The organism is Streptomyces sp. TG1A-60 (assembly GCF_037201975.1).
In the GTDB taxonomy this organism is placed as follows: Bacteria; Actinomycetota; Actinomycetes; order Streptomycetales; family Streptomycetaceae; genus Streptomyces.
This window is the reverse complement of the sequence record NZ_CP147520.1, coordinates 3,921,337-3,934,637: the sequence shown is the minus strand read 5'-3', so window position 1 is coordinate 3,934,637 and position 13,301 is coordinate 3,921,337. Positions and strand designations below refer to the sequence as shown.

Here is a 13,301-nt window from a genome sequence, read left to right as displayed (position 1 = left end):
CGACGCAGCCCGTCCCCGTCCCGGTCTCCCTCCCCCTCCCCGTCTCCGTCCCCGTTCCTGTGCCCGGGACCGGGCGGGGGCATGGGCGGGGTCACCGCACCGGCGAGCCGCTTCGCTCCAGGTGGTGGCGGTCGGCAGATCTTGGTCACGGGGCTCGCTCGGTGCGTCAAGGCCGCCTGGAACATGCGCCGTTGAGGGGTGGGTCCGACGGGAAGACGACACTGGGGAGCCGGTGTGGAGTTCCTGTGGCGGACTGCCTTACGGGTGGGTAGAACATTAGGGTCAGCCGTATGAACGCACGGCTGGCCCTGCTCGGCACGGTGGATCCGGGTGTCGCGGAGAGCGAGGTCTTCCGGCTGGCACTCCAGCACGCGGTGGGGGAGTTGGGCGCACTCGGGGGATGATCCATCTTCGGGGCCCCCTGTCCGCGCTGCGGCTGGTGTCCGTCACCGGTCTTCCGCCCGCCCTCACCCGCCCCTGGGAGATCATCGACCAGGAGGGCCAGCTGCCCCGGCCCGCGTCCTGCACCAGGGCAGCGGCCGGTGGTCGCCGCTGGGGCCCCTGGCCATCGCCTGGCCCGGCACCGGTCTCGCCGCGTTACCCGTGTCCGGCGGGGGCCGCACGGTCGGCGCGCTCACCGTCCTCACCGGCGACCGGGGCGAACCCACCCGGAAGGAATGGGAGTTCCTGCGGGCCGTCGTCGACTGGACCGAGGACCGCATGGCGCGGGCGGTGCCACCGGCCGGGCCCGCGCGGAGCGAGTCGCACGGCGAGCGGCTGCGGCGGGCGCTGCGCGAGGCCAGCGTCGGCTCCTGGGACTGGGACATCCGCACCGGCCGGCTGATCTGGGACGAGGCCGCGCCGGCGCTGTACGGCACGAGGCCGGGTGAGTTCACCGGCAGGGTCGAGGACTGGATGCGGATCGTCCACCCCGACGACCTCGCGCCCACCCTGGCGGCGGCCCAGCGGGCGATCCGCGACCACACCGTATACGAGGCGGAGTACCGCGTACGACGGCTGGACGGCGGCTGGGGCTGGACCCGGGCCCGCGGCCGGGCGACCTACGACGAGCGGGGCGAACCCCTGCGGATGATCGGCGTGGGGTGGGAGAGCGCCGAGTCGCGGTCGGCCCGCGACGCGCTCGGCCGGGCCCTGCGGCACATGAGCGACGGCTTTCTCGCCGTCGACGACGACTGGCGGATCACCTTCGCCAACCTGGAGGCGGAACGCACCCTCGGTCTGTCCGAGGCGGAACTGCTCGGGCGCCCGCTGTGGGACCTGCCCGCCGTGCGCGGGGTCCCCGGTCTGGAGAGCCGCTGCCGGGAGGCCGCCGCCGAGGAGAAGCCCGCCGGGTTCGACGTCCGTGTGCCGGACCGCGACCGCCTCTACCACCTGCGGCTGGTCCCCGGGGCCGACGGCCGCACCCTCTACCTCACCGACGTCACCGACAAGCGGCGGCACGAGGAGGAGCGCCGCGACACCGAGCGCGCGGCCTCCGAACGGTCCCACCGCATCGCCGAGTTGACCGCCGCGCTCGCCAAGGCGACCACCTCCCGGGACGTCGTCGACGCGGTCGCCCGCCGGGTGCTGCCGCCGTTCGCCGCCACCGGCCTGCTCGTCCAGGCCGTCGAGGGCGGCCGGCTCCACAACGTCGGCGCCGTCGGCTACCCGCCCGAGTTCATCGAGCTCGTCAACCACCTGCCCCGGACGCCGCACGGCCCCGCCTGGGACGCGATCAACTCCGGCACCCCGGTCTTCATCTCCTCACCGCAGGAGTACTCCGCCTACGCGCCCCGGCACGCCGGCCTGCCCGCCCGCGCCGGCAAACAGGCCTGGGCGTTCCTGCCGCTGACGGCGTCCGGCCACACCTTCGGGGTGTGCGTCGTCTCCTTCGACCGGCCGCGCCGCCTCACCGACGAGGAACGCACCCTCCTCACCGCGATCAGCGCGCTCCTCGCCCAGGCCCTGGAACGCGCCCGGCTCTACGACCTCGAACACACCCGGTCCCGCGAACTCCAGCGCGCCCTGCTCCCGCAGGGCCTGCCCGAGCTCGCCGCCTGCGAGGCCGCCGCCCGCTACCTCCCCGCGGGCCAGGGCATGGACGTCGGCGGCGACTGGTACGACGTCATCCCGCTCTCCAGCGGACAGGTCGCCCTCGTCGTCGGCGACGTCATGGGCCACGGCCTGCCGCAGGCCGCCACCATGGGCCGGCTCCGCACGGCCGTCCACACCCTCGCCGACCTCGAACTGCCGCCCGACGAGATCATGAGCCGCCTCAACGACATCGTCGGCAACATGGGCGAGGAGTTCTACGCCACCTGCCTGTACGCCCTCTACGACTCCACCACCCGGGTCTGCTCGCTGGCCCGCGCCGGACACCCGCCCCCGGCCCTGGTCCATCCCGACGGGACCGTGCACTTCCCCGACCTGACCGCCGACCCGCCGCTCGGCGCTGCCGAGCCGCCGTTCGAGACGGTGGAGCTGACAGTGCCCGACGGCAGCCTGCTGGTGCTCTACACCGACGGGCTGGTCGAGTCGGCGAAGCGGGGCATCGACGAGGGCCTGGCCGACCTGGCCCGGCTGCTGCGTACCGCCCACGACGACGGCACCGGCGCGGACCTGGAGCGCCTCTGCGACACCCTCACCCACGGCCTGCTGCCCGCCGAGCAGCCGGCGGCGGACGACGCCGCGTTCCTCGTCGCCCGGCTGCACGCCCTGACCGGGGACCGGATGGCCTCCTGGTCCCTCCTCGACTCCCCGAGGGCCGCCGGCCAGGCCCGCCGCCATGTCCGCGACCAGCTCGCAGCCTGGGGCCTGGACGACCTCGCCCCCACCACCGAACTCCTCGCCAGCGAACTCGTCGGCAACGTCGTACGCCATGCCAAGGGCCCCGTCCGCCTGCGCCTGCTGCACGGCCCCGCGCTGGTCTGCGAGGTCTTCGACGGCAGCCTCACCATGCCCCGCATCCGTCGCGCCACCGACACCGACGAGGGTGGCCGGGGCCTGAAGCTCGTCACCGCGCTCTCCCAGCGCTGGGGCACCCGCTACACCACCACCGGCAAATGCATCTGGACCGAACAGCCCCTCACCGGCCCGGACCCCCGCCGCGATCCTCCGGCGGGCCCGCCGGAACTGATGGTCCTGACCCCGGCGGACTTCGACGGCGACCTGGACACGCTCTCCTTCGGCGACCTGGACATCGACCTGGGCGGGGAGGACGACCGGTAGCGCCGGTACCGGGGCCGGGCGGGGCACGGGCATACGGAACCCCGGGCTCCGGCCGTGGAGGGGCGGCGCCCGGCGTTCGTGTCAGGTCGGCCGGCTCACAGAGGTGGCCGACTGACCGGGTCGGTCAGCTGAACCGGCTGAACCGGCCGCCCGTCCGCCCCGAACCGCCACCCGTGGAACGGGCACTCCACCGTCCCGTCCACGACCCTCCCGCCGACACCCAGATGTGCGCCGTAGTGCGGGCAGTGCGCGTCCCGCACGGTCGCCCGCCCGTCCGTCCCCCGGAACGCGATCAGCGCCCGCCCGAAGCAGTGCAGGCCGACGACCTTCCCCTGCCGCAACTCCCCGCTCCGCAGCACCGCGTACCACCCGTAGGGCACGGTCGGCATCGGATACTCGTCGGCGCGCGGATCACGGGGGCGGCTCCACCAGGCGGGTCTTGGCATGGCGCCGACGAATTCGCATGCGGCTGATGCTAACGGCCGCAGTGGATCTCCCGCCCTCAACTGGCTGACCAGGTAGGGCGATTGGCCCAGCGCGGCGAACTGGCAGCCCAGCCGCGAACCGTCGGCCACCCCGGCAGGCCGTACGTCGCCACCATGATGTTCACGGCCACCTTGTTCATGGTGGAGGCGACGGCCGTGCAGACGGCGTCGGCGGCGGTGCCGTACTCCGCCGCCGTACGAGCCGCGTGGGGACGAGTGTCGTGCCGTGCTCATCCCCGCCCTCCCGCATCTTGCCGAGCACCCCCTCCACACACAGGCGGCCCACCTCGGCGAAGTCCTGGTGGACGGTGGTGAGGGGCGGGAGGAAGGACGCGGCCTCGGGGATGTCGTCGAAGCCGACGACACTCACGTCCTCGGGGACCCTCCGTCCGCGTTCGTCCAGGGCGCGCAGCAGCCCGAGGGCCATCTGGTCGTTGGCGACGAACACGGCCGTGCACCCGGGCTGGTCGGCGACCCGGAGCCCGGCCCGGTAGCCGGACTCCGCCGACCAGTCGCCGCGCACCAGCGGCGGCGCCTCCCGCCCCGCCTCGTCGAGCGTGGCGCGCCACGCGTTCGCCCGCCGCTGCGCCGCGAAGGAGTCCTCGGGCCCGGCCAGGTGCCACACCGTCCCGTGCCCGAGCTCCAGCAGATGCCGTACGGCGTCCCGCGCGCCGCCCGCCTGGTCGGTGTCGACGACGGTGTAGCGGTCGCCGGCGTCGGAGTCGGCCACCACGACCTGCACGCCCGGCGGCAGCGACACGGTCGCCGCGTCCAGCAGATGGACCTCCATGATCACGATCACGGCGTCCACGGCGAGTTCCCCCAGCCGCGAGAACGCCCCGTTCACCTCGTCCTGCGTCGGCACGGCGACGGGCAGCAGCGTGACGGCGTACCCCTCCCGCGCGGCGGACGTGGCGATCGCGTCGAGCGTGCGGATGTTCCCCAGTGTGGAGAGGGAGAAGGTGATCACGCCGAGCGTCCGGAACTCCCCGCGCCTGAGCGCCCGAGCGGCGCTGTTGGGCCGGTACCCCAGCTCCCGCATCGCGTCCAGCACCTGCCGCCGGGTGTCCTCGGTGACCCCCGGGAACCCGTTCGAGACCCGGGAGACCGTCTGGGAGGAGACCCCGGCGAGCCGGGCGACATCTCCCATGGAGGGCCCCTGCCGGGGCCGGACGGCACGTCTCGTCGTACGACCGTCGGTTGTGTCCACGTTGTTTCCCCGACTCTCCGAAACGACTCTTGACGACTCCTTGACCGCCGAGATTCGCACAGTGTAGACATCCGGCTCAGTGGATGTTTACGTAAACATTCGCCGAGACAAACCATATGAGAGTGCGTCAAACAGCAACAGAAGCACCGCAGTAGACGGCACCGCAACAGACGGCACCGCACCGAAACCGCACCACGCGGGCCCCGATCTCTGTGTCTCGCCGGGACGCGGCACACCGAAGAGTTGGAGTACTCGAATGGCACACCGCACCCGTACGAGACGGCTTCTCGGGGCCATCGGCATCACGGCCCTCGCGACCGGGACGGTCATGGCGGCCACGTCCCTGCCGGCGGCGTACGCCGACACTGCGGCAGCCGCCGCTCCGGTGACGGTCCGGCCCGACCCCTCCTACAAGGGGCAGAGCTTCCAGGGCTGGGGCACCAGCCTGGTCTGGTTCGCCAACGCCACCGGCGACTACCCCAGGGAGATACGCGAGGAACTCGCCGACCTCCTCTTCGGCAAGGACGGCCTGAACCTCAACATCGCCCGCTACAACATCGGCGGCGGCAACGCCCCGGACGTCAAGGACTACCTCCGGGCCGGCGGCGCGGTCGAGGGCTGGTGGAAGGCCCCGGCGGGCACCACCCGCGAGGACGTCGACTGGTGGAGCGCCGACGACAGGAAGGACTGGAACAAGAACGCCGACGCCACCCAGCGCTGGTGGGTCGACCGCATCAAGAACGACATCGACCACTGGGAGACCTTCAGCAACTCCCCGCCGTGGTTCATGACGGAGAGCGGCTACGTCTCCGGCGGCTTCGACGCCTCCAAGGACCAGCTCAAGGAGGAGTCGGTCGACGACTTCGCCAAGTACCTGGTCGGCGCCACCGAGCGCCTGGAGAGGGCGCACGGCATCGAGGTCGACACCCTCGACCCGTTCAACGAGCCCAACACCAACTACTGGGGCACCAGACTCGGCGCGGACGGCGAACCCACCGGCGGCCGTCAGGAGGGCGCCCACATGGGCCCCGAGCTCCAGCAGAAGGTCATCAAGGCGCTCGCCCCGACCCTGAGGAAGTCCCGTACGGACGCGGAGATCTCCGCGATGGACGAGACCAACCCCGGCACCTTCGCCACCAACTGGAACTCCTACCCCCAGGACGTGCGCGACCTCGTGGGGCAGATGAACGTCCACACCTACGGCACCGGCCAGCGCACCACCGTCCGCGACCTCGCCAAGGCCGCCGACAAGCCCCTGTGGATGAGCGAGGTCGAGGGCGACTGGGGGACGGCCAGAGCTTCACCGACATGCGCCCCGGCCTCGGGCTCGCCCAGCGCATGGTCGACGACCTCCGCGAACTGGAGCCCCAGGCCTGGGTGTTCTGGCAGCCGGTCGAGGACTACGACAACATGAAGCCGGGCGGCGAGTCCGCCAAGGGCGGCAACTGGGGTTCCATCCAGCTCTCCTTCGCCTGCACGTCCAGGGACACCCTCAAGTCGTGCCCCATCTACACCAACACCAAGTTCGACACCGCCCGTAACTTCACCCACTACATCAAGCCGGGCGACCGCCTGATCAAGACCAACGACACGTCGAGCACGGCGGCGGTCGCCAAGAGGGGCGGCAAGGCGACGGTCGTCCACGTCAACAGCACGACGGAGTCCCGTGCCGTGACGATCGACCTGTCGAAGTTCGGCAAGGTCAGGAAGGGCGCGACCGTCACCCCCGTCGTGACGGACGCCGCGGGCAAGCTGATCCGCCACAAGGCGGTCCGGGTGACGGACAAGCGGGCCACGATCGCCGTCCCGGCCCAGTCGGTGACGTCGTTCCTGGTCAAGGGCGTCTCGGGCGTGGCGAAGTCGCAGGCCGAACTCCAGGACGAGCACACGTACACCCTGACGGGCGTCCAGAGCGGCAAGAACCTCTCCGTCGCCGCTGACGGCAGGAGCCTGGTCATCAGGACCCCGAACGCCACCGACCCGGCCGGCCAGCGGTGGAACCTGGACCGCATCGGCCGGGGCACGGCGGACAACCTCACGCGGTACGCCCTGACGGAGGCCGCCTCGGACAAGCGCCTGGCGATCCGCGACGGCTCGCTGGTGGCGGAGGCCGACTCGGGCCGCCGCGACGACGCCGCCCGGTGGATCCTGTCGACGACCGGCGACGGCACGTGGACCCTGGTGAACGCGGCCACCGGCCAACTCCCGGACGTGCACGGCCAGTCCACGAACGACGGCGCCGGGATCGGCGTCTGGACGCCCAACTCCGGTTCGAACCAGCGGTGGAAGCTGACGGACGTGACACCGGCGGCGACCGGGAGGGTCGCCGGAGGTTCGTGAGGTCCTGAAGGTTCATGACGTCGCTGAAGGTTCGTCATGGTCCTGAAGTTTTTGAAGATTCGTAGGGTGAGCGGTCGTGCAGGGCTGTCAGCCCTGCACGACAGAAGAGTCAGGGCCCATGGCCCACGAGCAGCCCCAGGTCACCGACCTGGGGCTTTCTCGTTCGCCGGGGAACCCGGTCGCGTCGCGTACGCGACACGGGACCCGGCGTGCACACGGAATTCCGCCCGCGGAGGGATAGCCGTGGGCGGCAAGTGGGGCCCCGGCCAGGGCGACACCCCCCAACTCCTCCTCTACGAGGACGTACTGATCGCCAGGAACGGCAGCGAGATGGTCTCCCTGCTGCCGAGGACCGGGGGCTGAGAGGGAGGATCCGGGGCGGGGCTGTGCCCTCGCCCCGGGCTGGGGGGCCTGGTCGTGGAGCGACCTCGGGGCGGGGGTGGGAAACTGGCTGGCGAACAGGCGGGCGCGGTCGGACTGGCCGGTGCCGGTCCGGGTCCGGTGCCGTTGGCCCCCGCATTCGTAGAGCCCCGGCCGCTGACGGCCAATTCGATCAGCGGAGTCGGGTGGGGCGCTGACCTGAGCGAACGGCTGGGCCGTGGTCTGTCGGGTCGGCCCCTTCCACCGTGGTTCCCCGCTGTTCTCCACTCGATCTGGTGCGGCGTTGTGGTCCGACATTCGCAGGCTGAGTCCCATCGGTGACGGGTTCCACCGCAGGCTGGACAGGTTCCGTGAGTCGGCTTGGCACTATCGTCTGCCGCAGCGCGGCGTATGTCGGTTCTTCCACTCCAGATTTCGGAATTTGGGGAACTTTCGATAGGCCTTGTCCGGGTCGCTGAACTTCGCTGGCGAGGAATTCCCTTCACGGTGTACTGCACTCAAACCACCCCGTACATGGTCCCGGATTACTGTCGCTCGCGCTGGATCGGAATTCACCGCGACCGGTTCCTTGATACTGACGGGCGAGAGGGTGATGAATTACAGCTAGGTGAGGTGCTCCCCCTCTGTTATCACAGTGGAGGTGGAGTCGCCTCCTTGGAGACCTTCGTCACCTCGAACTGTTTACAACCCGCTCCGTCTACGTTGCCTTTCAGGACGAGCGGATCTCCCTCGGGGGCGCTTGCCGTAAGATCCGTCATGACGTAGCCACCGGGGTCATCGATCCAGTAGTCCCCGTTGAGTACGAAGGTGTTGCTGGTGAAGCTGCCTTTTGAGGCGTATTTCCCTAGAGGGCTGCCCGCGTTTCCGTCCTTGGGATAGAAGATCACGGTCGCTCGCAATCCACCCTCACCCACCTCGGGGTCGCTCACGATGACCAGCCGCACTCCCTTTAGGTCGCCGCATCGGTAGGTGCCTTCCCAGGTTCCCGCCATCACGAACTCGCCAACTGCGTCAGGGGCGCTCGGGGGTGCTGACTGGACAGCCGGCTGAGTGCCACTCGGAATTTCCGAGACACTTGGCGGCCTATTCTTTCCATCGGTAGAATCGCCGCTGTCCAACAGGCCGAACGCTCCGGTTACGGCTGCCGCTGAGACCGCTCCCGCAGCCGTAATTAGCGCAGCGACCACGGCGATTCTAGCTGCTCGATTCGAAGAATTTTCAGAGTCTGGCTCCGCCATCCGTCTCCCCCTCGAAATTCACTTGCCCTGTCTCGGGTGAACGATTTAACTGAGCTCCGAACATGTGATGGGCATCCAATGGCGGGGGGAGCGCGAGAATCGGGTGTTCCCATCGCCGCAGGGCTTCGGGGCAGTTTTGATCCCTCGAATGAGACAACGGCAGGGTCGGCCTTTATGGATCTTGAAGTCTGGAGATCCACCATGAACCTCAGATGTCGTACTCACTTTGTGTTAGGTGCTCAGCATGGATCAGCTTCCCAAACCAGTGCGATAGAAAACCTCCTCGGGGATCCGGGAGTAACGATTTGGGGAGGGATAGGAGTGCCCGCTGTGTTTGGGCCCCGTCCTGAGCGGTCGGTAGACACGGCATTCGGAGGTTGCTACCCCACCGAGGCGTCGGAGGTGGGCTGTCCCGGAATCTCCAGCAAGGTGGACAGGTACTCGGGGTGCTCCTCGACCACGAGGTGTCCGGCCTCGGAGATCACACCCAGCTCAGTGCCGAGTGCGGCGCGCACTGCTGGGCCGAGCCGCCTCGGAGGGAGGAAGACGTCGTGCTCCCCCGTGACGACCAGGCGGGGAATCGACCGCGTGGGCAGGGTGGCGGCGCCGGGCGCCCCGCTGGAACGCACATGCCGGGCGACCAGTGTCATCCAGTCCACCAATTCCGTGCGGGGTGGATGGCCAGGCGCGAGCATGGCGCGCAGGAGCCGGGTGCTGTGCGTCGGTGTGGGCCGCAGGAACCAGGCGGCCGAGGCGGCCAGCACCGTGGGGGTCAACCTCAGCCTGGTCAGTCCGCCAGGGGAAACCAGGATGAGCCGGCCGATCCGGGGGGAGCCGCTGGACAGGGCAACGGCGGCGCCGAAGGAGTGGCCGATAACGGCTACCGGTTCGGACGACATCTTCTCGATCACTTCGCTCAGCCACGCTCCGTACCAGGACAGCCGGCCGCCGGAGAGACCACGTCGGCCAGAACTGAGACCGGGCTGGCCCGGGACGTCTACCAGCAGGATCCGGTGGCCTGTGGCGACCAGGGCCGTGGCCAGCGGCAGGGACGCGGCGGCGTTGAAGTTGGTGCCCGGGACGAACACGACGGTCGTCGCGCCGGAGCCGGCGAGGACCACGTGGGTTGGTGCGCCCTTGGCGGTCACCGTCCTCCGTGCGTGCGGCACCGGCCAGGCGGCAAGCTGGTCGAGGCACCAGCGTCGGATGAGCTCCTTGCCCGTCGTACTGCGATAGATCGAGTCCACCGGTCGAGTATCGTGCCCCGTCCCGGGCCATGACACGAGAAGAGCCGCACGAATTGGGCAAGTTGTGACGCAAGCCTGGGGTCCGCGCGGCCTGTTCCCATCCTGCCGGCATCTCTCGCGCACACTTCGGTGAGTTGCCCGAAGAACTCGCCCCGAAGGGGAAGCGGCCCGTGGAGTCGGCATTCCACAAGCGCCCCTGCGGCCACCGGCGGCGAGCCGTCGGAGCGGGCCCCAGACAGCGCCTCGTGTTCACCGACCGACTCCCGGTCGCGCTGGTCCACCTACCTCTGGGGCTACCGCACGCAGCTCCGGCCGATCTGTACAGGGCCGAATCCTCTCGGCTTCGCGCGTAGGCGCTATGCGTGACCCACGATGCGCGCGGTACCGGGCGAGGCCTGGAAGGACTGGCGGCAGTCCGGCGCGGTCGGCGGTGTCGGCTCGCCGTCGAGTGCGCGGCACAGCGCGGCGTGCAGGTGCGGCCGGGCCGCTCACGAGGCTGGGGTACGCGGTGGGACGGAACAGGCGGCCCGGCCATGCTCGCCGGTCACCGCAGAGTCGGTGGCATGTATCCGGTGCGTCGTGTGAGCAAGCGTCTGGAAGTACGACCGGTCTCAGTTGGTCGTCAGGATGACCAGTTGCCGCGTGGCTCGGGTCATCGCGACGTAGTGGTCCACCGCTCCTTCGACGCCCTCGCCGAAGTTCTCCGGGTCGATGAGGACGACCAGGTCGAATTCGAGGCCCTTCGAGAGTTCCGGGGTGAGGCAGCGGACGCGGGGGGTCGTGGGGAGGGGCGTCGTGGACGTCGTACGGGAACCGGGGGCGGCGATGACGCAGGCGGTTCCGTCGGGGTGGGTGGCGAGCCAGGTGTCGAGGGTCGGGGCCAGGTCGGAGACCGGGCCGTGGACGACGGGGACGCCGCCGCTGCGGATGGAGGTGGGGACGTTGGCGTCCGGGAGTGCGGCGCGGATGACCGGCTCGGCCTCCGTCATGATCTCTTCCGGCGTGCGGTAGTTGATGCTCAGGGAGGTCAGGGTGGTGCGGTCGAGGCCGATCCGCTCCAGGCGTTCCTGCCAGGACTCCGTGAAGCCGTGTCTGGCCTGGGCGCGGTCGCCGACGATGGTGAAGCTGCGGGACGGGCAGCGCAGCAACAGCATCTGCCATTCCGCGTCGGCCAGTTCCTGCGCCTCGTCGACGACGATGTGGGCGAACGGGCCGGCGAGCAGGTCCGGGTCGGCGATGGGGAGTTCGGAGTCGTCGACCAGGCTGACCTGGGCGTCCTCGCCGCGCAACATCGTCACCAGGCCCTCGCCGTCGTCACCGTCGGCTCCGGAGTTGGCCACGGCCTCGATCAGGTTGTCCACGACCTGTGTCATGCGCTCGCGCTGGGCGGCGATGACGGCCGCGTGCCGGCGCTGGCGCCGGGCCGTCTCCGGGTCGCCGAGGCGTTGGCGGGCCGCGTCCAGGAGGGGGAGGTCGGAGACCGTCCAGGCCTGCGCCTCCGCGCGCTGCAGTCGCCGTACCTCGTCGCGGCTGAGCCAGGGTGCGCACATGCGGAGGTAGGCCGGTACGGTCCACAGGTCTCCGACCAGGTCGGCCGCTTCGATGAGGGGCCAGGCGCGGTCGAAGGTCGTGCGCAACTCCCTGTTCGTCAGCAGGGACTTGCGGAGCAGCTCGGGGGGGACGTCGGTGTCGTCGTCGGTGTCGTGCTTGTCGGCCAGGATCGTGAGGAGTTCCTCCCAGACCTGGTGGCGGGCCTCGTTGTGCGGCGTGCCGGGTTCCGCCGCCTCGAAGGCCGCGGTCCAGTCGTCGGGGCTCAGCCGGATGTCGGACCAGTGGGTCGTGACCGTCATGCCCTTCGTGGGCGGTTCCTCGTAGAACCTGACGGCCTTCTCGATCGACTCCACCAGGGCCGCCGACGACTTGAGGCGCGCCACCTCCGGGTCGGGCTCGACACCGGCAGCCGCCCCCTCCGTGACCAGGTCCCGCAGGATGCAGGTCTGTACGCCCTCCTCGCCGAGGCTGGGGAGTACGTCGGCGACGTAGGACAGGTAGGGGCGGTGGGGGCCGACGAAGAGGACGCCGCCCCGGCGGTGGCCCAGGCGGGGGTCGGCGTGGAGGAGGTAGGCGGAGCGGTGCAGGGCGACGACGGTCTTGCCGGTGCCGGGGCCGCCGTCGACGACCAGGGCGCCTCGGGAACTCGCGCGGATGATGGCGTCCTGGTCGGCCTGGATGGTGCCGAGCACGTCCCGCATCCGCTCCGACCTGTTGCTGCCCAGGCTGGCGATGAAGGCGGACTGGTCGTCGAGCGCGGCGTGGTCGGCGAAGCCGTCCGGGGTGAACACCTCGTCCCAGTAGTCGCTGATCCGGCCGTTGGTCCAGCGGTACCTGCGGCGGCTCGTCAGGCCCATCGGGTTGGCGTGGGTGGCGCCGAAGAACGGTTCGGCGGCGGGGGAGCGCCAGTCGATCAGCAGGCGGCGGCCCGTTGTGCTGTCCGTGAGGCCGAGCCGGCCGACGTAGACGGGCTCGGGGTCGTCCGCGCTCACCATGTGGCCGAGGCACAGGTCCAGGCCGAAGCGGCGCAGGGTGCGCAGGCGGGCGGTCAGGCGGTGGATCTCGGTGTCCCGGTCCATCGCCTGCCGGCCCAGGCCGCCGGGTGCCCTGCGTTCGGCGTCGAGCTGGGCGGACACCTCGGCGATCGACTGCGCCAGGCACTCGGCGAGGGCGGCGAAGTGCTGCTCGTCGGCGGTGATCAGGGCGGGGTCGGCTTTGGCGGAGAGACGGTCGGGGAGTGCGAACGCGCTGGTGGGGGCGGGGAGGGGGTTCACGTCAATGGCTCCGGATGGCTTCGCATGGCTCCGACTGGCTTCGCATGGCTTCGGCTGGCTTGGCGCGTGGAATATCGCCTAGGCCGGAGATTCTGCGGTACGACGGGGGCCTTGCCGCAAGCCCCCCGGTGCGCTATAAGTTGAAAGTGGCAAGGAGTGAGTTACCTCCTTGCCTTTGCTTTTGCCGGATGCCGGACGCCGGACGCCTCGCGTTCGATGCCGGATGCCGATGGGACCTGTACACCAAGACGGACACCGGGGCCATCGGGGCCCGCTGCTCCCCGTACTCCGGCGCCCTGGGCTGGTCCTTCGGCGGCGACGGCGGCCTCGACGTCATCCATGTCATC

Annotated in this window: 5 protein-coding genes and 2 pseudogenes; 2 read left to right on the top strand and 5 right to left on the bottom strand. The window is 70.3% G+C overall.

Going from position 1 to position 13,301, the window contains the following annotated elements:
- The first annotated feature begins 290 nt into the window (after window positions 1–290).
- A pseudogene (locus WBG99_RS16830) lies at window positions 291–3,228 on the top strand (SpoIIE family protein phosphatase).
- A gap of 95 nt (window positions 3,229–3,323) precedes the next feature.
- Here WBG99_RS16830 and WBG99_RS16825 read toward each other — a convergent pair.
- A complete protein-coding gene (locus WBG99_RS16825; RefSeq protein ID WP_338897092.1) occupies window positions 3,324–3,617 on the bottom strand; it encodes a Rieske 2Fe-2S domain-containing protein in 294 nt (97 codons plus the stop codon).
- Between the two features lie 232 nt (window positions 3,618–3,849).
- A complete protein-coding gene (locus WBG99_RS16820; protein ID WP_338897091.1) occupies window positions 3,850–4,863 on the bottom strand; it encodes a LacI family DNA-binding transcriptional regulator in 1,014 nt (337 codons plus the stop codon).
- A gap of 316 nt (window positions 4,864–5,179) precedes the next feature.
- Between WBG99_RS16820 and WBG99_RS16815 the strand changes: the two are divergent.
- Window positions 5,180–7,263: pseudogene (locus WBG99_RS16815) on the top strand (RICIN domain-containing protein).
- 1,010 nt (window positions 7,264–8,273) lie between these two features.
- Here WBG99_RS16815 and WBG99_RS16810 read toward each other — a convergent pair.
- The 3 genes from WBG99_RS16810 to helR form a co-directional block, all read right to left on the bottom strand.
- Window positions 8,274–8,573 (bottom strand): hypothetical protein, encoded by a 300-nt coding sequence (locus WBG99_RS16810; RefSeq protein ID WP_338897090.1) that lies wholly within the window; start codon window positions 8,571–8,573, stop codon window positions 8,274–8,276.
- A 689-nt stretch (window positions 8,574–9,262) separates the two neighbouring features.
- Window positions 9,263–10,129 (bottom strand): alpha/beta hydrolase, encoded by an 867-nt coding sequence (locus tag WBG99_RS16805; RefSeq protein ID WP_338897089.1) that lies wholly within the window; start codon window positions 10,127–10,129, stop codon window positions 9,263–9,265.
- A gap of 611 nt (window positions 10,130–10,740) precedes the next feature.
- Window positions 10,741–12,954 (bottom strand): RNA polymerase recycling motor ATPase HelR, encoded by a 2,214-nt coding sequence (gene helR / locus WBG99_RS16800; RefSeq protein WP_338897088.1) that lies wholly within the window; start codon window positions 12,952–12,954, stop codon window positions 10,741–10,743.
- Window positions 12,955–13,301 lie beyond the last annotated feature (347 nt).